Source organism: Endobacter medicaginis, assembly GCF_014192375.1.
Classification (GTDB): Bacteria; Pseudomonadota; Alphaproteobacteria; order Acetobacterales; family Acetobacteraceae; genus Endobacter; species Endobacter medicaginis.
Genome location: NZ_JACHXV010000007.1, coordinates 96,220 through 117,599, shown reverse-complemented (window position 1 = coordinate 117,599; position 21,380 = coordinate 96,220). Strand labels below are relative to the sequence as shown.

Annotated in this window: 21 protein-coding genes; 12 read left to right on the top strand and 9 right to left on the bottom strand. The window is 72.1% G+C overall.

Annotated elements, in window-relative coordinates; all coding sequences use genetic code 11:
- Positions 1-34: 34 nt before the first annotated feature.
- From FHR90_RS11010 to FHR90_RS11000, 3 genes are read left to right on the top strand one after another with little or no spacing between them, the layout of a single operon-like run.
- Positions 35-1,360 (top strand): NAD(P)-dependent oxidoreductase, encoded by a 1,326-nt coding sequence (locus FHR90_RS11010; RefSeq protein ID WP_183275249.1) that lies wholly within the window; start codon positions 35-37, stop codon positions 1,358-1,360.
- Between the two features lie 5 nt (positions 1,361-1,365).
- Complete coding sequence (gene preA, locus FHR90_RS11005; protein ID WP_176625130.1) at positions 1,366-2,619, top strand: NAD-dependent dihydropyrimidine dehydrogenase subunit PreA; 1,254 nt, start codon at positions 1,366-1,368, stop codon at positions 2,617-2,619.
- A complete protein-coding gene (locus FHR90_RS11000) occupies positions 2,616-3,866 on the top strand; it encodes a Zn-dependent hydrolase (protein WP_176625132.1) in 1,251 nt (416 codons plus the stop codon). Before preA ends, FHR90_RS11000 begins: the two co-directional genes overlap by 4 nt.
- A 34-nt stretch (positions 3,867-3,900) precedes the next feature.
- Here the strand turns inward: FHR90_RS11000 and FHR90_RS10995 are convergent, their stop codons facing one another.
- Positions 3,901-4,947 carry an AI-2E family transporter gene (locus tag FHR90_RS10995; RefSeq protein ID WP_183275248.1) on the bottom strand — a complete coding sequence of 349 codons (1,047 nt, stop codon included), beginning with the start codon at positions 4,945-4,947 and terminating at the stop codon, positions 3,901-3,903.
- A 121-nt stretch (positions 4,948-5,068) separates the two neighbouring features.
- On the opposite strand from FHR90_RS10995, the gene FHR90_RS10990 reads away from it, so the two are divergent.
- Both FHR90_RS10990 and FHR90_RS10985 read left to right on the top strand, forming a co-directional pair.
- Positions 5,069-6,382, top strand: coding sequence for a deoxyguanosinetriphosphate triphosphohydrolase (locus tag FHR90_RS10990; protein WP_176625593.1), 1,314 nt, complete (start codon positions 5,069-5,071; stop codon positions 6,380-6,382).
- A gap of 1 nt (position 6,383) precedes the next feature.
- On the top strand, positions 6,384-7,421 hold the full coding sequence (locus FHR90_RS10985) for a purine-nucleoside phosphorylase (RefSeq protein ID WP_176625595.1): 1,038 nt from the start codon (positions 6,384-6,386) through the stop codon (positions 7,419-7,421).
- Between the two features lie 28 nt (positions 7,422-7,449).
- Here FHR90_RS10985 and FHR90_RS10980 read toward each other — a convergent pair whose 3' ends face one another.
- The 5 genes from FHR90_RS10980 to tsaD are packed head-to-tail and all read right to left on the bottom strand — an operon-like array spanning position 7,450 to position 12,305.
- Positions 7,450-8,493 (bottom strand): DUF2332 domain-containing protein, encoded by a 1,044-nt coding sequence (locus FHR90_RS10980; RefSeq protein ID WP_183275247.1) that lies wholly within the window; start codon positions 8,491-8,493, stop codon positions 7,450-7,452.
- A 23-nt stretch (positions 8,494-8,516) separates the two neighbouring features.
- Positions 8,517-9,434 (bottom strand): DUF429 domain-containing protein, encoded by a 918-nt coding sequence (locus FHR90_RS10975; protein WP_176626535.1) that lies wholly within the window; start codon positions 9,432-9,434, stop codon positions 8,517-8,519.
- A 3-nt stretch (positions 9,435-9,437) separates the two neighbouring features.
- On the bottom strand, positions 9,438-10,400 hold the full coding sequence (locus tag FHR90_RS10970; RefSeq protein ID WP_183275246.1) for an NAD(P)H-dependent glycerol-3-phosphate dehydrogenase: 963 nt from the start codon (positions 10,398-10,400) through the stop codon (positions 9,438-9,440).
- Complete coding sequence (locus FHR90_RS10965) at positions 10,393-11,256, bottom strand: 23S rRNA (adenine(2030)-N(6))-methyltransferase RlmJ (protein ID WP_183275245.1); 864 nt, start codon at positions 11,254-11,256, stop codon at positions 10,393-10,395. Before FHR90_RS10965 ends, FHR90_RS10970 begins: the two co-directional genes overlap by 8 nt.
- Positions 11,253-12,305: a tRNA (adenosine(37)-N6)-threonylcarbamoyltransferase complex transferase subunit TsaD gene (tsaD, locus tag FHR90_RS10960; RefSeq protein ID WP_183275244.1), complete on the bottom strand. Its 1,053-nt coding sequence runs from the start codon at positions 12,303-12,305 to the stop codon at positions 11,253-11,255. Before tsaD ends, FHR90_RS10965 begins: the two co-directional genes overlap by 4 nt.
- Positions 12,306-12,359: 54 nt before the next feature.
- On the opposite strand from tsaD, the gene hemC reads away from it, so the two are divergent.
- Together hemC and FHR90_RS10950 are read left to right on the top strand one after the other, a co-directional pair.
- Entirely contained in the window at positions 12,360-13,403 is a 1,044-nt protein-coding gene (gene hemC, locus FHR90_RS10955) for a hydroxymethylbilane synthase (RefSeq protein ID WP_183275243.1), read from the top strand.
- Positions 13,396-14,100, top strand: a complete 705-nt coding sequence (locus tag FHR90_RS10950; protein ID WP_183275242.1) for a uroporphyrinogen-III synthase — start codon at positions 13,396-13,398, stop codon at positions 14,098-14,100. Before hemC ends, FHR90_RS10950 begins: the two co-directional genes overlap by 8 nt.
- Before the next feature lie 157 nt (positions 14,101-14,257).
- On the opposite strand, the gene secB is transcribed toward FHR90_RS10950, so the two are convergent.
- A complete protein-coding gene (gene secB / locus FHR90_RS10945; protein WP_176626612.1) occupies positions 14,258-14,812 on the bottom strand; it encodes a protein-export chaperone SecB in 555 nt (184 codons plus the stop codon).
- 232 nt (positions 14,813-15,044) lie between these two features.
- On the opposite strand from secB, the gene FHR90_RS10940 reads away from it, so the two are divergent.
- A complete protein-coding gene (locus FHR90_RS10940) occupies positions 15,045-15,536 on the top strand; it encodes a hypothetical protein (RefSeq protein WP_183275241.1) in 492 nt (163 codons plus the stop codon).
- An 11-nt stretch (positions 15,537-15,547) separates the two neighbouring features.
- Here the strand turns inward: FHR90_RS10940 and FHR90_RS10935 are convergent, their stop codons facing one another.
- Positions 15,548-16,099, bottom strand: a complete 552-nt coding sequence (locus FHR90_RS10935; protein ID WP_176626785.1) for a histidine phosphatase family protein — start codon at positions 16,097-16,099, stop codon at positions 15,548-15,550.
- A 141-nt stretch (positions 16,100-16,240) separates the two neighbouring features.
- On the opposite strand from FHR90_RS10935, the gene FHR90_RS10930 reads away from it, so the two are divergent.
- The 3 genes from FHR90_RS10930 (at position 16,241) to FHR90_RS10920 (ending at position 19,297) form a co-directional block, all read left to right on the top strand.
- Entirely contained in the window at positions 16,241-16,978 is a 738-nt protein-coding gene (locus FHR90_RS10930) for a Tim44/TimA family putative adaptor protein (RefSeq protein ID WP_183275240.1), read from the top strand.
- Positions 16,979-17,052: 74 nt separating this feature from the next.
- Positions 17,053-18,258, top strand: a complete 1,206-nt coding sequence (gene mltA, locus FHR90_RS10925) for a murein transglycosylase A (RefSeq protein ID WP_183275239.1) — start codon at positions 17,053-17,055, stop codon at positions 18,256-18,258.
- Between the two features lie 85 nt (positions 18,259-18,343).
- Complete coding sequence (locus tag FHR90_RS10920; RefSeq protein ID WP_183275238.1) at positions 18,344-19,297, top strand: DNA-methyltransferase; 954 nt, start codon at positions 18,344-18,346, stop codon at positions 19,295-19,297.
- Here FHR90_RS10920 and FHR90_RS10915 read toward each other — a convergent pair.
- A complete protein-coding gene (locus FHR90_RS10915; protein ID WP_183275237.1) occupies positions 19,201-20,694 on the bottom strand; it encodes a glycosyltransferase family 39 protein in 1,494 nt (497 codons plus the stop codon). The genes FHR90_RS10920 and FHR90_RS10915 overlap by 97 nt on opposite strands.
- A gap of 57 nt (positions 20,695-20,751) precedes the next feature.
- Here FHR90_RS10915 and FHR90_RS10910 point away from each other — a divergent pair, with 57 nt between their 5' ends.
- Complete coding sequence (locus FHR90_RS10910; protein ID WP_183275236.1) at positions 20,752-21,354, top strand: Smr/MutS family protein; 603 nt, start codon at positions 20,752-20,754, stop codon at positions 21,352-21,354.
- Positions 21,355-21,380: the final 26 nt, after the last annotated feature.

Sequence of the window (21,380 nt, the reverse complement as noted above, 5' to 3'; positions counted from 1 at the left end):
GGATTCGACTAGCCTCGTCGCAACGGAGGGGCCCATGCACGCACGGATCGAGGCAGGACGGCTGGACGCGGCCACATTGGCGCGCAATTTCGCCGACGCACATGCTCCGCTCACCCCGGCCCGTGCCGCGGTCGAGGCGGATCGGTGCTACTACTGCTACGACGCGCCCTGCATCGAGGCCTGCCCGACCGGCATCGACATCCCCGGCTTCATCCGCCGCATCGCCGCGCACGACCTCAAGGGGGCCGGCGAGACCATCCTGTCGGCCAACATCCTCGGCGGCAGCTGCGCCCGCGTCTGCCCCACCGAGATCCTGTGCGAGGGTGCATGCGTGCGCACGCTGGCCGGCGACGGCGCGGTGGAGATCGGCGCGCTGCAACGCCACGCCACCGACCATGTCATGGAGCGCGGCCTGCAGCCTTTCAGCCGCGCCCCGTTCACCGGCCGGCGCATCGCCATCGTGGGCGCCGGCCCCGCCGGCCTCGCCTGCGCGCATGCGCTGGCCATGCGCGGCCATGGTGTCACCATCTTCGAGGCCCGGCCCCGCCCGGGCGGCCTCAACGAATACGGTGTCGCCGCCTACAAGCTCGCCGGCGACTTCGCGCAGGAAGAGATCGCCTGGCTGCTCGGCATCGGCGGCATCGAGCTCGCCTACGACCATCCGATCGCTTCGCCCGCCGCCCTGTCCACCCTGCGCGCCACCCATGATGCGGTGTTCCTCGCCCTCGGCCATGGCGGCGTGCGGGCGCTCTCGGCAGGCGCGAACGAATTCCCCGGCGAAAGCCTCGGCGGCGTCGAGGATGCCGTCGCCTTCATCGCCCGCCTGCGCAGTGCCGCCGACAAGGCGAGCGTGCCGGTCGGCGACCGCGTGGTGGTGATCGGCGGCGGCAACACCGCCATCGACGCCGCCATGCAGGCCTCCCGCCTCGGCGCGCGCGAGGTGACGATGCTCTACCGGCGCGGCCCCGGCGACATGTCGGCGACGGCCTTCGAGCGCGAATGGGCGCAGACCAGCGGCATCCAGATCCTGTTCGATGCCGTGCCGCACTCCTTCGATGCCGATGACGACGAGCCCGGCCATGTCGCCGCGGTCAACGTCTTCGTGCGCGGCGAGCCGCGGGTGATCGCCGCCGACATGGTGCTCAAGGCCATCGGCCAGTTCTACGATGCCCCGCTCGGCGACACGCTCGCCCTCGAATCCGGCCGCATCGCCGTCGACCCCGAGGGCCGCACCTCGCTGCAAGGCGTGTATGCCGGCGGCGACTGCACCAAGGGAGCCGATCTCACCGTGGTCGCGGTCGCCGACGGCAAGCGCGCCGCCATCGCCATCCACACCGACCTCATGCAACCTGGGAGCTGACGAACATGGCCGATCTGCGCTGCAACGTCGCCGGCATCCGTTCGCCGAACCCGTTCTGGCTCGCCTCCGCCCCGCCGACCGACAAGGAATACAACGTCCGTCGCGCCCTCGCCGCCGGCTGGGGCGGGGTGGTGTGGAAGACGCTCGGCGAGGACCCGCCCGTCGTCAACGTGTCGTCGCGCTACGGCGCGGTGAGCTATCACGGCAAGCGCGTCGCGGGCCTCAACAACATCGAGCTGATCTCGGACCGTCCGCTCGCCGTCAATCTCGCCGAGCTGAAATCGGTCAAACGCGACTACCCCGACCGCGCCATCGTCGCCTCCCTGATGGTGCCCTGCACCGAAGACAGCTGGCGCGCCATCGTCCCGCTCGTCGAGGAGACCGGCGTCGACGGGTTCGAGCTCAATTTCGGCTGTCCGCACGGCATGTCGGAGCGCAACATGGGTGCTGCCGTCGGCCAGGTTCCCGAATATGTCGAGATGGTCACGCGCTGGGTGAAGGCGTCGACCAACCTGCCGGTGATCGTCAAGCTGACCCCCAACGTCACCGACATCCGCGCCTCCGGCCGCGCGGCGAAGCGCGGGGGCGCGGATGCGGTCAGCCTGATCAACACCGTGCAGTCCATCGTCGGCGTCGATCTCGACGCGATGTCGCCGCTGCCGATGGTGGACGGGCAGGGGACGCATGGCGGCTATTGCGGCCCCGCCGTCAAACCCATCGCGCTGCGCATGCTGGCCGAGCTCGGCCGCGATGCCGAGATGGGCGGGCTGCCGATGAGCGGCATGGGCGGCATCGAGACCTGGCGGGAGGCTGCCGAGTTCATCGCGCTGGGCGCATCCGGCGTGCAGGTCTGCACCGCCGCGATGCATCATGGTTTCCGCATCGTCGAGGACATGATCGGCGGACTTTCCAACTGGATGGACAGCAAGGGCTACGCCACCCTCGACGATGTCCGTGGCCGCGCCTTGCGCAATTTCGTCCATTGGGGCGATCTCAACCTCGCCTTCGAGACCAAGGCCCATATCGACCACGATGCCTGCATCGGCTGCGGCAAATGCCATGTCGCCTGCGAGGACACCGCCCACCAGGCGATCGCGATCGAACCTGGCCGTCGCTACACGGTGATCGAGGAGGAATGCGTGGGCTGCAATCTGTGCTCGCATGTCTGCCCGGTCGATGACTGCATCACCATGGTCCCCCAGGAAGCGACGGCGACGCGCCAGAGCTGGGCCGAGCGCATGCGGGAACCCGCCGAATGAGCGAGATCATCGGCCACACCGGCAATGTCGCGATCGACTCGCAACGCCTTTGGGCCTCGATCATGGACACCGCCCGTTTCGGCGCCACGCCGAAGGGCGGCATCCGTCGACTCACGCTGAGCGAGGAGGACCGAGCGGTCCGCGACTGGTTCCGCGACGCCTGCGAGGCGATCGGCGCCGGCGTCGAGATCGACGAGCTCGGCACCATGTATGCGACACTGCCCGGCACCGATCCCGCCCTGCCGCCGATCGCCATCGGCAGCCATCTCGACACCCAGCCGACTGGCGGCAAGTTCGACGGCGTCATTGGCGTGCTCGGCGGGCTGGAAGTGCTGCGCACCCTCGCCGAGACCGGCACCCGGACGCGCCATCCGGTCACGCTGATCAACTGGACCAACGAGGAGGGCTCGCGCTTCGCGCCCGCGATGCTCTGCTCGGGCGTGTTCGCCGGCGCCTTCCCCGCCGATTTCGCGCTTTCCCGCACCGACCGCGACGGCATCACCTTTGCCGACGCGCTCGACGCGATCGGCTATCGCGGCCCGCTCAGGGCTGGCGCGAAGACGCTCGCCGCCCATTTCGAGCTGCACATCGAGCAGGGCCCGATCCTGGAAGCCGAGGAGAAAACCATCGGTGCCGTGACCGGCGTGCAGGCGATGCGCTGGTTCGAGGTGACGCTGACCGGCAACGAGGGCCATGCCGGCGCGACTCCGATGCGCCTGCGCCAGGACGCGCTGGTCGCGGGTGCGCATGCCATCCTCGCCATCGAGCGGCTCGCCGCCGAACACGCCCCCGATGCGGTGGCCACGGTCGGCCTGCTCGAATGCCGGCCCAACTCGCGCAATGTCGTCCCTGGCGAGGTGTTCCTCACCGTCGACCTGCGCCATCCGAGCGACGCTGTGCTGGAGGTGATGGAGCAGTCCCTGCGCCACATCCTCGCGAGCCTGCCGGCCGGGATCGGCGTCACCGTCGACAAGGTCTGGGACAACCCCGCCGTGCCCTTCGACGCCCGCCTGCTCGACGCCATCCGCGCCGGCGCACGTGCCGAGGGCTTCACCCCGCGCGACATCGTCTCGGGCGCGGGCCATGACAGCGCCTACACCGCCCGCGTCTGCCCCTCGGCGATGATCTTCGTCCCCTGCGCCGGCGGCCTCAGCCACAACGAGGCGGAGAGTGCCACCCAGCACGACGTCGCCGCCGGGACCGCCGTGCTCCTGCGCGCCGTTCTGGAGGCCGACCGGCTCCTGTGACGCGGCAGGGGGCGACGCCCTGCTGCGCGAGCCCTTACGCCCGCGCCCCCAGCCCCAGCCAGCGCAGGCCGAGCGTATAGCTGACCGCCAGCACCGTCGGGCCGAGGAAAATGCCGATGAAGCCGAAGGCCAGCATCCCGCCCAGCACCCCGAACAGCACCAGCACCATTGGCAGCCCGGTATCGTTGCTCATCAGCCCTGGCCCGCCGAACATCGCCACCGGCACCACCAGCGCGAGGTGCCAGGCCAGCACGAACAGCGCCCAAGGCCAGCCATCGTGCCACCACACCCAGGCGGCCACAGGCAGGAACACCACCCCCGGCCCGAGCTGCAGGATGCCGGAGGCGAACGTCGCCACGCCCAGCAGCGCGCTGCCCGGCACGCCGGCGATCGCCAGCCCGACCGCAGACAGTACCCCCTCGACGAATGCAGCACCCACCACCCCGATCGACACCGCCCGGATGGTGCGCGCGGCCAGCGCCATCATCTCGCCGCTCTCGCTGCCGCCGATCCGCCGCTCGATCGCGCCCAGGATCGCCTGCGCGCGCTCGGCCCGGGCCAGGCAGAGTGCTGCCAGGATGATTGCCAGTGCGAACTGCACCAGCGTCAGCGTGAACGACCCCGCCCGCGCCGCCAGCCAGCCCACACCGACCCGGATCTCGCTGCCATAGCGCGACAGCACCGCCGCGCCCTCGCCCGACAGCTCGGCCCAGAACTGCGCCAGCCGGCTGCCCACCACCGGCAGCCCGGTCAGCGCCTCGGGCAGCCTCGGCAGTCCGTCATGGCGGACCCGCTCGATCCCGGCCAGCAGATCCGGCGCATGGCGCGCCGCCGACAGCCCCGCCGCGACCAGCGGCAGCAGCAGCACCGCCATCCCCGCCAGCGCGAACACCCACGCTGCCAGTCCCGCCCGCCCGCGCAACAGCCCGCGCAGCCGCCGGAACGCCGGCCAGCACGACACCGCCAGCACCGTCGCCCAGATCAGCGGCGCGACGAATGGCCGCAGGATGGTGAAGCAGCCGACCAGCAGCCCGCCGATGCAGGCCAGCCGCAGCCAGCCGATCTGCCCGTCCGCCTGCATCGACTTCTCCCGCCCCGCGCCGCCCCAGCGTAGCCCGCCTCGTGCGGATGCTGAACCACGGTTTCGCAATCCGCCGCACGCGGGCATGATCGCCATCGCTGGGCGGGCAGGGAGGTGCGCGGTGGAGTGGAGACGGCTTCTGGACGACACCCGCTTCGGCGGCGTCGCCAGCCTGGACGGCACCCGGGGACGCTCGGAGTTCCAGAAGGACCACGACCGCATCATCTTCTCCGAGGCCTTCCGCAAGCTCGGACGCAAGACCCAAGTGCATCCGCTGCCGAAGAACGACCGTGTCCACAACCGTCTCACACACAGTCTGGAAGTCTCCTGCGTCGGCCGCTCGCTCGGCGAGATGTGCGGACGTCGCCTCGCCGCGATGGGCGAGCTGCCGGCCCATATCGCGCCCAGCGACATCGGCGCGATCGTGCAGGCCGCCTGCCTCGCTCACGACATCGGCAACCCGCCCTTCGGCCATGCCGGCGAATACGCGGTGCGCGACTGGTATCGGCGCACGGAGCGCGCGCGCCTCTCCGGCATCTCGGACGCCGCCTACCGCGACCTCAGCCTGTTCGAGGGCAACGCGCAGGGCCTGCGCATGCTGACCACGCTGGTCGAGACGGTCGGCATCCGGCTCACCCACGCCACCTTGGCAACCTTCGTGAAATATCCGTGGTCTTCGGCGGAAGCCGCCCAGCATCGCGGCAAGTACAGCTACTACGAATCCGAACGCGAGGCGTTCACGCGCGTGTTCGACACGCTGGGCGTCACCCGCCATGCGCCGGGCGTGTACGCACGCCACCCGCTCGCCTATTTCGTCGAGGCTGCCGACGATATCTGCTACGCGCTGATCGACATCGAGGACGGCTACGAGATGGGCGTGCTATCCGAGGCGGAGGTGACCGACACGCTGCGGCCGCTGCTCTCGACGCCCGATCGCAACGAATACGAGCGTGACGAGGCCGGTTTCAACACCGCCCAGCGCTTTCGGCGGCTGCGGGGCAGGGCGGTCGACAATCTCATCGCCGCCTGCGTCGATGCGTTCTTCGCCGATTACGACGCGATCCTTGCCGGCCGCTTCTCCGGCAGCATCGTCGACCGCGCACCGGCGCCGATCCGCGACGGCATCGCGCATGCCAAGTTTCTCGCCAAGGACAAGATCTTCCTGCATTCGCGCAAGATGGAGCTGGAGATCGGCGCCTATGCCGCGGTCGGCACGCTGCTGGAAGCCTGTGCCGCGCTGATCGGCGGCGACAGCGGCGATGACGGGCTGCGCTACCGCACCTCGCGTCTGGAGACGATGATGGGCGAGTTCCGACCCGACCGCACCGCCGGCGCCGACGAGAACGCCCGCAGCGTCACCGATTTCGTCGCCTCCCTCACCGACAACCAGGTCACCCGCCTCGCGCAGGTCATCCGCGGCAACACGGCGGAATAGCATGCCACCACGTCTCGCAGCACTGCTCCTGCTGTTCGCCACCTGCGCATCCGCCCGCGCCGCACCGTGGGACATCCGCGCCGTCGTGCTCACCACCTACGAGGCCGGTGCCGACCGTGGCGACGCGCCAGGCGAGCTGCAGCCCTGGGTGGAAGGCGAACACCTCACCGAGACGGTGCCGTTCCCGCTCGGCCTGCACGACATCTATACCGATCGCGACCACCACCTGCTGGTCGTGCTGACCGGCACCACCACGGGTCCGGCGGCCGCCTCGGTGATGGCGCTCGGCACCGATCCGCGCTTCGACCTCCGCCACGCCTACTGGCTGGTCGACGGCATCTCCGGCTTCGACCCGCAGGCAGCCCCGCTGGGCTCGGTGGTGTGGGCCGACTGGGTGGTCGGCGACATCATGCGCGGTGTCGATCCGCGCGAGGCGCCGAAGGACTGGCCCTATGGCTTCTTCATGGAAGGTGCGTCGCGGCCGAACCAGTATCGGCCGCCCGATCCGTCCAGCGGCGTGGTGCACGACCTCGCCTGGCGGATCGATCCGGCCCTGCTGGCCCGGGCCGTCGGGCTCACCCGAACCCTGCCGCTCGCCGACACGCCCGCCCTGGCCGCCGCGAGGCACCTGTGGACCGCCCACCCCGCAACGCAGGGGCCGCCGATCGTCCTGACCGGCGGCGACTATGCCGCCGACACCTTCTGGCATGGCCGGCTGGACACGCAGTTCGCCCGCGACTGGGTCAGGCTGGTGACCCGCGGCCAGACCCGCTTCGTGACCTCCAACATGGAGGATGCCGGCATCATGGAGGCCCTGTCGCGGCTGTCGCGCGGCGGCCGCGCCGATCTGCATCGCGTGCTGGTGCTGCGCTCGAACGCCAATTTCACCGAGCAGCATGACGGCCAGGGCGCGGTGGCGTCCCTCAACGCCCCCGACGAGGCCGATGCCGAGGCAATCGCCAACGGCTACCGGGTGGGGGCCGCCGTCATCCATGCCCTGCTGGCGGATACGCCGCCTCAGGCCGGCAGCGCGCGCTGAGCGGAGCAGTCTGCCGGCCATCGCCCGTTCAGGCCGGCCCGCTCAGATCCCCGGTCCAGTCGATCCAAGCCCCGTGCGGATGGCAGGTGGCCAGCTCGCACGCCTCGCCCTGCGGCCACAGCTTCAGACGCAGCACCATGCATCTGCGCGCCATCTCCCACTCGAAACTCACCCAGGCGAACGGGTGCTGCCCGTCGGCGCGCCCGCCGGCCTGCTCGATCGCGGCGACCACCGCCGCGCGCTCCTCGTCCGGCAGGTATTGCAGCACCACCGAATGCCACACCACCCGCGTGACACCCGCCTGCTGCGGCCGTTCGAGCCGCCCGGGCAGCCACGCCCCGGCCCGGGCCTGCGACAGGTTGGGCGGATAAGCGAGGGCGAGGTCGATCGCCGCCTCGAGCCGCGCCCGCCGCGCCGGCTCGTCGGGCCAGACGAAGGCCCGCAACCGGTCGCGATCCGTGGCCTCGCCGATCCGGAGCGGCGCGACATCGATCCCTTCGCTGCTGGCGATCTCGACGCCGGCCCCGGGCGGCGTAGCCCCGGTCCAGCGCGGCGCGAGCCGGACCGCGGCATCCGCCGGCCCCGCGCGAAGCTCGCCGAGCGCGTAGCCGAACCGCCCCATATTGAGGCTCAGCCCCGCACTCGCGCCGATCTCCAGCAACTCGATCGGGCCGTCGAACCGCGCCGCCACCACGGCGAGGGCTGCGCGCAGGGCCGCCGCACGCCCGGTCTCGTTGGTCTGCGGGGGCGAAGCCAGCCACGACGCGATGACGGTGTCGTGGCGTTCGAGCGCGTCGGCGATCACCCCGGCGACATCGCCGTCGAGACGGGCATACAGCCGCCCGAGGCCGGACCGAGGCTCCGCACGCGCCAGCGCGTGCAGCGCGCCGCCCACCCGCAGCGACAGCGCATCCGCCCGCCGGTCGCCCGGCCATCCGTGAATCGCCGCGGCGGTGACCGGTGCGCGCGCCAGACTGGCCGGGATCGCCTCCATCACCGCGGCGGTGAAATGTGTGCCCCCCGAGCGCGCATACTCCGCCTGCCACGCAAACACGCCGCCATCGTCGATCATCCGATCGTTCCCGCCTGGGTGCCTCAGCGTCCCAGGATAGCGCCTTCCCAGCAGGCGTCGATCTCGCTTGCTCCCGCGGTCGGCCCTGTCTCGAGGGTCGCGATCATGGCGAGCAGCCCGATGAACGCGTCGAACGCATCGCCCCCGGGATCGCGCCCGAAGCCCTCCTCGAGTGCTCGCTCCGCCCGTGCCGTCAGCGTGACCCGACGGGAGCCCAATCCTGCGCGCAGCCGCTCGACGATGGCCGGCACCAGGGCCATCCGTTCGGACTGGCGACCCTTGCTGAAGGTCGTGGGCCGGCTGATCCGCAGGGTCGGCAGCGCATCGGCCGGGTAGGTCTCCGCAATCACCAGACCCGGCGTCCAGGCGAGCCGATCGAGTGGCCCATCGAACGGCCAGATCCTCGCCGCGTGGCGTGACGGACGCAGGATCTCCTTCCAGCCGGTCAGGGCCGCCTTGCCGACCTGCGCCGGTCCCATGGTCCAGAACAGCGCAGACGCACGCTTGCGACCCGGTCCGGGGCGTTCGCACCGGCGCAGCAGGGACTCCATATCCGGCACACCGAGTCCATCGACCAACATCGAAGCAGTGGGTCGAGGGTGGTTGCGGTAGGGAAAGAACGGGCGTCGCAGGCTGATGTCCTGTGGCCGTTCGCAGACCTCGCCGAACGCGTGCCAGGGCGGTGTGCCGATGACGTCGAGGAGTTCGCGGAAATCCCGCAGGCCGCTGCGCTCGCCCCACGCCATTGGCACGCCGATCGGAAAGTCGAAGCCGGCCAGCACCGGCTCGCCGGGACAGTGCAGCCTGTCGAGAAACGCTTCGCTCGCCCCGACGGGTTGCGGTGCATCCACGCTCCAGACCGACCCTCGCCGCTCCGCGCCGGCGGCAAATCGCCCGCCCGGTGCCATGCTCCAGTCCGCATGCACGACCCGGTCGAACATCCGCTACTCGCTCCGCAAAGGCCGGCTCATCAGATCGCGCAGGGCGCTCGCGATGTCGAGCGTCCCGTCGAGCACCTGTGCGACCGCCGCCACGATCGGCATCTCCACCCCCGCCGCCCGCGCGCGGGCCAGCAGGGCAGGGGCCGTGCTCACGCCCTCGGCGACGGTGCTGCGCCGCGCGAGAACATCGTCCAGCCGCTCGCCCCGCCCCAGGCCCACGCCGAGGCTGAAATTGCGGCTCGACGCGCCGGTACAGGTCAGCAGCAGATCGCCGATCCCCGAGAGCCCCGAGGCGGTCGCCGCCTGACCGCCGAGGGCGACCACCAGCCGCGACAGCTCGGCGATCCCGCGCGTCACCAGGGCGGCGCGCGCGTTCTCGCCCAGGCCCGCGCCGATGGCGATGCCGGCGGCGATCGCGATCACGTTCTTCGCCGCCCCGCCGAGCTGCACGCCGAGCGGATCGTCGCTCGCATACAGCCGCAGCGTCGGCATCCGCAGCGTCTCGACCAGGGCCTGGGCGGACTCCATCCCGTCTCCGGCCAGGACCGCGGCGGCCGGCAGTCCGGCCGCGATCTCGTCGGCGAAATTCGGCCCCGACAGCACGAAATGCCGTGCCGCCGGCTGCGTGGCGGCGAGAATCTCGCCCGGCAACGCGCCCGTACCCCGCTCGACCCCCTTGCAGCAGGCGATCAGCGCCGCCCCTCGGCCCGGTCTGAGGCGCGTGGCGACCGCGCGCAGATGCTGGGTCGGAACCACCAGCAACTGCACCGCCGCCGCGTCCGGAAACACGCCGCCGACGCTGACCGCAGGCGGCAGCACATGGTCCGGCAGCCGCGGCAGGGTGCGCGCGGCCGACAGCGTCGCCGGGTCGCGCACCCACATCCGCACGCGCCGGCCGCCGCGCGCCAGCACCACCGCCAGCGCGATCCCCCACGCGCCACCACCGATCACCCCAATCTCACTCATCGGCCAGCCGCACCAGCCGCGCCTGGGCACCCGGCTCGCCCGCGAGCGCACGGTGCAGGGCGGCCAGGATCTCCCCCGCAGCGGCCTCGAACCCGTAGGGCGGCCGGATCACCACCAGCCCCGCCCCGTTCAGCCGCGCGGGATCGACCGGCTCGCGCAGCAGCAGCTCGGCCGCCACCACATCGCGCAGGCCCAGCCCGTTCGGTGCGGCCTGCACCAGCAGGTCATGCAGACGCCGCGACGGCGCCCGCCCCTTGATCGGATACCACAGCGCCAGCACCCCGGTCGCGAACCGCCTGCGCGCCACCGAGGCGGCGGCCACCAGCCGGTCGAACTCGTCCGGCTGCTCGAAGGGCGGGTCGATCAGGGTCAGGCCCCTGCGCGAGGCCGGCGGCAGGAACGAGGCGAGCGCGCCATAGCCGTCGCGACGATGCACCGAGACCTGCGCATCGCCCGCGAACAGACGCCGCAGGCTGGCATGGTCGTCCTCGTGCAGCTCGCAGGCCACCAGCCGGTCCTGCGGCCGCAGCAGCGCGCGCACCAGCGCCGGCGAACCCGGATAGTGCTCCGGCCCGACATGGAATTCGGCCCCGAAATGACCTTGGGCCGCCGCGATCGCCTCGCGATACGCGTAGAGCGCCGGCTCGCGGTCATCGACCCGCCCGATCCCCTCGCGCCACTCCCCGGTCCGCCGCGCCTCGGCACCGGACAGGTCCGTCATGCCGGTGCCGGCATGGGTGTCGAGCACCTGCAACGGCCCCGGCTTGCGCTGCAGCGCGGTCAGCAGCCAGACCAGCAGCGCATGCTTCATGCAGTCGGCGAAATTGCCGGCATGGAAGGCGTGACGGTAATTCACGCGCCCATCTCCGCCGGCGGCCGCATCTCGTCGAGCGGCCAGCGCGGCCGCGCCGGGGTGGCGAGTCCGTCCGCCTCGCCCAGCCGCAGCCGCTCCAGCGCCGCCCAGCCGACCATCACCGCGTTGTCGGTGCACAGGCGTTGCGGCGGCGCCGAGAACCCGATCCCCTCCGCGTCGGCGAGCGTGCGCAGCGCCGCCCGCACCGCCGCGTTCGCCGCCACCCCGCCGGCGACGACCATCAGCCCCGGCGCGCTCCCCGTCTGCCGCATCATCGCCAGCGCATGGCCCGCCCGGTCGGCCAGCACGTCGGCCACCGCCGCCTGGAACCCGGCCGCGATGTCCTCGGCGCGCGCATCGCCACGCGCGACGATCTGTGCGACCGCCGTCTTGAGCCCGCTGAAGCTGAAATCGCATCCCGGCCGGCCGAGCAGCGGCCGCGGCAGGCTCACCGCCCGCGCATCGCCCGTCGCTGCCAGCCGCTCCAGCGCCGGCCCGCCCGGCCAGCCCAGGCCCAGCAGCTTGGCCGCCTTGTCGAACGCCTCTCCGGCCGCGTCGTCGATCGTCCCGCCCAGCCGCCGGTAGCGCCCGACCCCTTCGACCGCCACGCACTGGCAATGCCCGCCCGACACCAGCATCAGCAGATACGGAAACGCCACCTCCCGTTCGCTCACCCCCGGCAGGCGCGGGCTGAGCGCATGCGCCTCGATATGGTTGACGGCAATGAACGGCACCCCCAGCGACAGCGCGAACCCCTTGCCGAAGCTGCTGCCGACGATCAGCCCGCCGATCAGCCCCGGCCCGGTGCTCGCCGCCACCGCGCCCAGCGCTGCGGCCTCGATCCCGGCCCGCCGCAGCGCCTTGTCCACCAGCCCCGGCAGATGGGCCAGATGCGCGCGCGCGGCGATCTCCGGCACCACCCCGCCATAGGGCAGATGGTCCATCTGGCTCAGCAGCGTCTCGCCGAGCACGCGGCCCTGCGTATCAAGCACGGCCGCCGCCGTCTCGTCGCAGGAGCTCTCGATGGCGAGAAGGTAATCCATCCGGTCCATCATCACCGCTTAACGAAGCTTCCCTTTCCGCGCGCACCGGAATAGGACACGCCGATGCTCGGCCCCCATCCCGCTGCCGCCACCCAACCCGACCAGGCGCCGGCCGCCACCCATGTTCCCGTCGCCCCCCACCGGCCGCCGCTGCCGTTGCGCGTCGGCACCCGCGGCTCGCCGCTGGCGCTGACCCAGACCCGCGCGTTCCTGCGCATGCTGACGCATTTCTGCCCCGTCCTGCGCGACCTCGAGGCGTTCGAGGAGCATGTCATCACCACGACCGGCGACGCGGTGCAAGACCGCCGCCTCGCCGAGATCGGTGGCAAGGGCCTGTTTTCCAAGGAGATCCACGAGGCGCTGGCGCAAGGTCGGGTCGATTTCGCCGTCCACAGCCTCAAGGATCTCGAAACCGTGCTCCCCCCCGGCGTGGTGCTGGCCTGCACGCTGCGCCGCGAGGATGCGCGCGACGCGCTGATCCTCGGTCCCGATTGCGGCGCCCCCGACCCGGCCGACCCCTACGGATGCCTGCCCGCCGGCGCCCTGCTCGGCACCTCCTCGGTCCGCCGCCAGGCCCAGATCCTCGCCCTGCGCCCCGACATCCGCATCACCACCCTGCGCGGCAACGTGCAGACCCGCCTCGACAAGGTCGCCTCCAACCAGTGCACCGCCAGCCTGCTCGCGCTCGCCGGCCTGCGCCGTCTCGGGCTCGACCAGCGCGCCAGCCTGGTCCTCGATCCCGAGATCATGGTGCCGGCCGCCGGCCAGGGCATCGTCGCCGTCACCGTGCGCGAGAACGACCTCGCCCTGCGCGAACTGCTCGCCGCCATCGAGGACCGCACCGCGCGCGCCGTCTCCACCGCCGAGCGCGCGCTCCTCGCCGAACTCGACGGCTCCTGCCGCACCCCGATCGGCGGCCATGCCCGCGTCATCCGCGACGAATCCGGCACCCGCCTGCGCCTGACCGGCCTGGTCGCGCGCGAGGACGGCTCGTTCCTGCTGCGCCGCACCGTCGAGGGCGCGGTCGATGACGGCGAGCGCCTCGGCCGCGCGCTCGGCGCCGAGCTGCGCGCCGAATCGCCGGCCGACATCTTTACCGGTGACTGAATCGCGCGGCCGCGTGCTGGTCACGCGGCCCGAACCGGGTGCGGCGCGCACCGCCGAGGCCCTCCGCGCGGCCGGCTGGCAGCCGCTGCTCGCCCCGATGCTGGAGATCCTCCGCCGCGACCCGAGCCTGCCGGTCCCCGGCGCGGTGCAGGCCGTGCTGGTGACCAGCGCCAACGCGCTGCCCGCCTTCGGCGCCGCCTGGCATCGCAAGCCCCTGCTCGCCGTCGGTGCGGCCACCGCGGCCGCGGCGCGGGCGCAGGGTTTCGCCGTCGTGGAGAGTGCCGAGGGCGATGCGCTCGCGCTGGCGGCGCTCGTCACCCGCCGCCTCGCCCCGCGCGACGGCCCGCTGCTGCTCGCCACCGCCGAGCGACAGGGCACGATGCTGGTGGAACTGCTGCGCGCCGGTGGTTTCGGCGTGCTGCGCCGCGCCGTCTACACCGCCCGCCCGGTCCGCCGCCTCCCCGACGCCGCGCTCGCCGCCCTCGCCGGACGCGACCTCGCGGCTGCGCTGTTCTTCTCAGCCGAGACCGCACGGGCGTTTGCGAACACGACCCCGCCGCCGCTGCGCCCGACACTGGCGAGCGTCCGAGCCCTCTCGCTCAGTCCCGCAGTGGACACGGCGCTGGCCGATTTGCCGTTCGCATCCAGGCAGGTCGCAGCCTGTCCGACAGCCGCTGCCCTGCTGGCGATACTGTAGGAAAAGTCCTGCCGAATTCGATATGTCGAGTCGGAGGCGCCGTCTTTCGGCGCCGCCCGGCGGTGATCTGCGAGCATCGCAGTGGAGCGACCTTTCGGGTCGTGAGCAGCGAAGCGCAGCAGATCGCCGTCGGATGGCCGACAGATCGAATTCCTGCCTATGCGTGGCCGACCTGGCCGGTGGCGGCAGCAGCATCCTGCTGGCGCTTGGCCTGCCACAGGGCGACGAAATCGATCGGCTGCAGCACCACCGGCGGGAAACCGCCATCGCGGGTGATCTCGCTGACCACGGCGCGCGCATACGGGAAGATCAGCCGCGGCACCTCGACCAGCAGCAGCGGCTCGATGGCCTGCTCCGGCACCTCGCCGAGGGTCACCACCGCGGCGTAGTTGAGCTCGGTGACGAACACCACGCGCCCGCCGGCGGCCGGGGTGCCGGCCTGCTCGCCCTCTTTCGGCTCCGTCGCCTCGACGCGGATCACCAGGGCCACCTCGAAGATCGGCTGCTCCTGGAGCCGGCGCGCCTGCACGTCGATATTGACCGCGATCTGCGGGGCCGCGCGCAGGGTGGCGAAGATCTCCGGCCCCGATGGCACCTCGAACGACAGGTCCTTGATGTATTGCAGGTTCATCGCCAGCGGCATCGCCGCCGGCACGCCGGCCTGGGCGGGAGCGTCGCCGGTGGGCACGCCGGGCGGAATGGTGTCGGACATCGTCGGTTCCTGACAGAGAAATGAAGACGGCAGGGAAGTGCGCCGCTCGTGGCTGTCGCGCCTATCACGCCGGCCGCGACGCCTCAAGCCATCGTGCCGCCGACCCGGGGACATGTTGCGGAATGGGAAATAGTGTTTCGGCGCAGGGCGTCCGGCTTGGCCGCGCCCGCCGGGTTGATACAGTCGCGTCATGACATCGATATCGAGGGGTCCGACGATCACGGCGGCGCGAATGGCGAGAGCCTCCCTGGCGGTCATGGGCTGTCTGTGGCTCGGCGGCTGCGTCAACAATACCGTCGCGACGCAGAACACCCAGCTCGAGGCGAACGGCCTCGCGTCGCGCCCGCCGCCCCGTCGCGTCACCCCCACCGCGGCCCTGGCCTCGGCGCGGCTCATCATCGTGCATCGGACCACGAGCGCGGCGGCGACGCTGCTGCTCGCCAGCCCGCAGGCGCTCGACCCGAGCTGCGCCCCGCTGGGCGACATCGCCGTGAAGGTGACCTCCGCCCCCGATCACGGCACGGTGCATGTCGCCGCCGGCAGCGCCTACTCCAACTTCCAGCCCGGCGACCCGCCATTCATGTGCAACGCGCGCAAATCCCCGGCGACGCTGATCACCTACCAGGCGGCCGCCGGCTACACCGGTCCCGACGTGGCCGTGGTGCGGATCTTCTTTCCCGACGGCCACGCGCCCACCATCAGATACGACATCACCGTCGACTGACGCTCGCCCCGCTACCAGAACTCCCCGCGATGGGGCGCCGTGGGGTCGACCCGGGCCCAGGTGCCGTTGTCGAGGCTCTCGCCGCAGATCGCCAGCGCGATGCCCCAGTGGCACACCGCCACCGTGGTCTCCCAGTCGGGGCGTGCCGCCGCCAGAGCGAGGAATTCCGCCGCCCGGCCCATCACCTGCGCCTCGCTCTCGGCCCGGCGCGGCCACCAGATCTCGTCGAGATGGCTGAGATCGAGATGCGGCCACTCGCTCGCCACCACCATCCGCGGCCGGCCGATGTCGCAGGACGACGCACAGCGCTCGCGCAGCAGCCCGGTCACTTCCGGCACGATGCCGAGCCGTGCCGCGAGCGGTGCGGCGGTCTGCAGCGCACGCCGGTAGGGCGAGACCAGGATGCGGGTGATCGGCGGATCGCTCTCGGCGAGAGCGCGTGCCGCCGCCTCCGCCTGCCGCTCGCCGAGCGCGGTCAGCGACGGGTCCGGGATGCGCGGATCGCGCCCGGTGGTGCTCATCGCGTGGTTGTACTCGCTTTGGCCATGACGCAGCAGAATCATGCCGCGAGATGTAGGCGCTGCGCCCGTCCCGGGCCAGTCCGGAGCACATAAACGCGCTTTGATTTGCGCCCGACCGCTGCCCGGCGTAGGTCTGGCCCGATATCGGCCCCCGAGGGGGCACAGGATCGGACCGGGTTGGGGATGGATTTCAAGAACGGCAGTTTTCCCGTCGGCGTGGTGGTGTTCGGCCTCATCGCCCTGTTGCTCGCGTTGCGGCTGCGCAGCGTGCTGGGAAAACGCACCGGGCTGGATGCGCCACCGCCGCGCGGCGAGGCCGCCCGACCGCGCCTCGGAACCCTGCGCAACCCGCTCGCGCCCAGGCCCGAGGCGCCGGCCGCGATCCCGGGCCGCGCCGCCGCGCCCGAGCCGAAGGCCGCCACCGTCTATGTCCTGCCCGAGAGCGGCAGCTCCGCCGGCCAGGCGCTGGTCACGCTCGGCGCGCTGATGCCGCAGTTCGACGCCACCGCCTTCCTGCACGGCGCGACGCGCGCCTTCGAGCGCGTGGTCGCGGCCTATGCGCAGGGCGACCGCGACACCCTGCGCAGCCTGCTCGCCGCCGACACGCTCGCCGCCTTCGAGGGCGCGATCGCCGCGCGCGAGGCGGCCGGCGAGACCCAGCATGCGGAGATCCGCCAGATCTGCGAGGTCGCCCTGATCGGCGCCGAAATCGGTCAGGGGGAGGGGGCCGGGCGTCCGACCATCGAGGTGCGGTTCGTCTCGGACCAGGTCAGCTACGTCACCGGACGCAACGGCGAGCCGGTCAGCGGCGCCGATGCGGTCACCGAGCTGTGCGACGTCTGGACCTTCGAGGCGGCGGCAGCCGGCGCGCAGGAAGGTGGCCGCCCGTCCTGGCTGGTCGCGGCCACGCGCAGCGCCTGACCCGCCACCCGACCGGGCGAGCGCCGAGCCGGCACACTCGCCGGGCGATCCCGAATTTCTGACATGGACGACGCATGATCCCACGCCCCTGCCGCCCCCGGCCGCTTCGCGCCGGAGCCGCGCTGCTGGCCGCCATGCTGACGCTGGCCGGTTGCGAGACAGCCTCCGAAACACCGTCGCCGCCCGATCTCCAGCCGGTCGCGTTCGCCGACCTGCCGGGCTGGACCGCAGACCGCCAGGAGGTCGCCCTGCGCGGCCTGCTCGCCGATTGCGAGCGCCTGGCCCTGCTGCCGCAGGACGAGAGTCTCGGCGGCGCGGGGCTGGATGCGCAGCTCGCCGGCCATCCGACGACCTACGCCGCCGCCTGCCGGGCCGCGCGGATGGCGCCTGCGGGCGATGCCGCCGCGGCAAGGCGCTTCTTCGAGACCTGGTTCGCCGCCTACCGTGTCGATGGCGAGACGCAGTTCACCGGCTATTACGAGCCGGTCGTCGCCGGCTCGATGACCCCCACCGCGCGCTTCCGCACTCCGGTCTACGGCCTGCCGCGCGACCTGGTCACGCAGGTGGTCACCGACGCCGACGGCAAGCAGAGCCTGCGCCGCGGCCGGCGCGTCGATGGGGATCTGGTGCCGTACTACACCCGTGCCGAGATCGACCGCGGCGCGCTGGGCGCGCAGGTGCCGCTGCTCTACGTCGCCGATGCGGCCGACCTGTTCTTCCTCCAGATCCAGGGCTCCGGCCGGGTATCGCTGCCTGATGGCAGCGAGGTCAGGCTCGCCTATGCGGGCCGCAACGGCCAGCCCTATGTCGCGCTGGGCAAGCTGCTGGTCGAGCGCGGGGAACTGGCGTCCAGCGACGTGTCGATGCAGTCGATCCGCGGCTGGATGACGGCGCATCCCGACCTCGCCACCGGGCTGATGGAGCAGAACCCCAACTACGTGTTCTTCCGCATCCAGCCCCCGGCGGCGGCCGGCGAGATGTCCGGCGCGCCCGGCACGCTCGGCGTCGGGCTGCAGCCGCTGCGCTCGGCGGCCGTCGATCGGGCCGTACTGCCGCTGGCCATGCCGCTCTGGGTCGACACCACCGATGTGTACGACCGCCCGCTCCGCCGTCTGGTGCTGGCCCAGGATACGGGCGCCGACATCACCGGCGCGCGGCATGTGGATCTGTATTTCGGCTGGGGCGCGCAGGCCGCCGCCCTGGCCGGTCCGATGCACGCAAACGGCGCCTTGTACGTGCTGCTGCCACGCCCGGTCGAAGGCCCCGCAACCGCACGTTGAGACTTGCGGGCACAGTCCTGAACGGGTGCAAGGACACCGATCCGAATCGCTGGCCGTAGCGGATGTTCGTCGCAATACTGCCACGATGACGACGCTGCACGCCTTCGATTCGCAGGTTCGCGATCTCTCCCGAACCGCCGCTGCGGCATCCTGTGAGACCCTGCCCCGCTACGATCCCCGTGCCCGCGCATCGCGCAACAGCCGCATCGGAGTCGGGCCACATCTGCTGTATCGCGGCGACTGCCAGCGCGTGCTGCCGGGGCTGTCGGCGGACCTCGCCGACGTGGTCATCACCTCGCCGCCGTACAACATCGGCCTCGACTACAATTCCTATGCCGACCGCCGCGGCGAGGAGGACTATCTCGACTGGATGGTGCGCATCGCGCGTTCGGTACGCCGGGTGATGAAGCCCGAGGGATCGTTCTTCCTCAACATCGCCGGTTCCTCGTCGCGGCCCTGGCTGCCGTTCGAGCTGATGGTGCGGCTGCGCCCGTTCTTCGAGCTGCAGAACCACATCACCTGGATCAAGTCGGTCACCGTCGGCACCGACAGCGCGGGCCATTTCAAGCCCGTCCGTTCGGACCGCTTCCTCAACCGCAATCACGAGCACATCTTCCACCTCACCCGCACCGGCCGGGTGAAGCTCGACCGGCTCGGCGTCGGCGTGCCCTACAAGGACAAGAGCAACATCGCCCGGCGCGGCCACGCGCAGGACCTGCGCTGCCGGGGCGATACCTGGTTCATCCCCTACGCCACGGTGCAGGACCGCGCGCAGAAGTTCCACCATCCCGGCACCTTCCCGGTCGAGCTGCCGCGCATGTGCATCCGCCTGCACGGGCGGCGCGACCCGGTGGTGCTCGACCCGTTCATGGGCACCGGCACCACGCTGGTCGCCGCCTCCGAGGAGGGCGGTCGCGGCATCGGCATCGAGCTCGACCGCGACTATGTGGCGGTGGCGCGCTCGCGGCTGATCGCCGCACAGCGCGAGCAGCCGGCCGGCCCGCTGCCGATGCAGCTGCCGATGCAGGCCTCCGCCTGACGGCGCGGCCCGGCGGCGCGAGCCGCGCGCAGCCTGCGGGCCAGCGCATCGACCGCGTCGCCGCCCGCCACCGCCATCGGCAGCACCAGCAGCAGATTGTAGCGTGGCTGGTTGACCGCCACCGCGGCATTGAACAGCAGCATGAACAGGGCCGGTCCGGCGATCAGCCAGACCTGCGGATCGCGCCGGCGGCGGACCGCCCACACCAGGCACACCGGCAGCAGCATCACCCCCCACCAGTGATCGATCCACGCGCCCCGCAGCGCCAGCGGCAGGGTCACCAGCGCGTGGCGCAGCGGGTGGGCGGCGATCTCGTGGCGCAGCAGCCAGCGCAGGTGATGTTGCGGGCCGCCCGCCTCGGCCAGCGTGCGCGCCAGCAGCCGCCCGAGGCCGATCGCATAGAAGCTGTCGGCGTGCTCTTCCCAGCCGAAGCGGTCGCATGCGCCCCGGCCGCCGATCGCCGCCCCCAGCCCGCTGCCATCGGGCAGCCAGCAGACGAAGCTCATCGCGTATTCGTGCGGCGTCATCGAATCGAAGCTGATCCGCTGCACCAGCGTATGTCCCGCATAGCCTTCGGTCAGCCCGGCATGGCCGAGCCGCGCATTGCGCAGCAGCCAGGGTGACAGCACCAGCACCAGCGCCAGCCCGCCCGCGCCCAAAGCCTGCGCCAGCCGGCGGCGCCGGCCCGGGCGGCAGGCGACGAGCCAGCCCAGCCCGCCGGCGACGATCGCCAGTGCCAACTCCAGCCCGCTCGGACGCAGCAGGGTGGCGATCCCCAGCATGGCCCCGCACGTCGCCGCCCAGCGTGTGCTCCGTTCGGGACTCCACAGCGCACGCAGGGCGCAGGCGATGGCCAGCAGATCGGCCAGCAGCACCGCGATCTCGGTCATCGTCACCATCACCGAGCGCAGCAGCACCGGCGCCGTGCACAGCGCGAGCCCAAGTGCCGCCATCCCGGCCCCCCCGCCCGCCACCGAAGCCGCGATCCACCAGACCAGCCACAGGATCGCGACCAGGGCGAGCGCCTGCGCCGTGCGCGGCAGCGTCGCCTCGGTCCCGCACGGGCCATGGCCGTCTGTCGTCACCACGCAGGCGCTGTCGCGGTCGAAGCCCGGTTCGAGGCGCGCGGCGGCGGCGAGCAGTGCCGGATACAGCGGTGCGAACCGCATCCCCGGCGGCCTGCGCCCGTCATCGCCGGGGCTGGCAAACATGAACCCGTCGGTGAAGCGGCCCGTGTGGACGAGGTCCTGGGCGATGCCGAGATAGAACGGCTGGTCGTACAGGCTCAGCGGCGGCACCGGCATGCGCGCGAACAGCAGCCCGACGATCGCGCCGATCGCCGCCAGCACGCCGAGCGCGCGCCGTGCGGTCGGTCCGGGCGGGCGATGAACTCTCACGCCGGCTGGTGTAGGCTGGGCGTCCGGCAGCGTCCAGCGACAAGGAGGGCAGGGTCTTTGCGTCGAGCCATTCCCCCCTCGCCGAAGCCGCACCGCGCGCGCATCAGCGAGGACGACCACGCGCTGTGGACGCAGCTGACGCGTCAGGCGACCCCGCTGCATCGCCCCGCAAGGGCAGGGGCAGGGGCAGGGGCGGGGGCAGGGGCAGGGGCGGAAACCCGCCCGCCGCCCCCCGCCGCCAGCCCCGTCCCGCCCGTCCCGGCACCCGTGGCACCCACACCCGCGCCACCGGCACGTCGCACGCTGCTGGTGGTGGGCGAGCGCGCGCCGGGGCTCGACGATCTCGGCTGGTCGTCGCTCACCTCCCGGCGCGCGGTGCGCCGCCGCACGCTCGACCTGCACGGGCGCACGGTGCAGGCGGCCTATCTCGCCTTGCACGATTTCCTCGACCGCGCCTGGCGCGACGGCATCCGCCATGTCGAGATCATCACCGGCCGGGGCAGCGGCACCGATGGCGGCGGCATCCGCCGCGAACTGCCGCACTGGCTCAACGCGCCCGCGCTGCGCGCCATCGTGCTCGGCGCGGCGCATCCGCATCCACGCAATCCCGGCTCGGTGCGGCTGCTGCTGCGCCGCAGGAGCCGCGGCGCGCCGGGATGAATTGCTTCGTTGCGTTTGCGGACAGG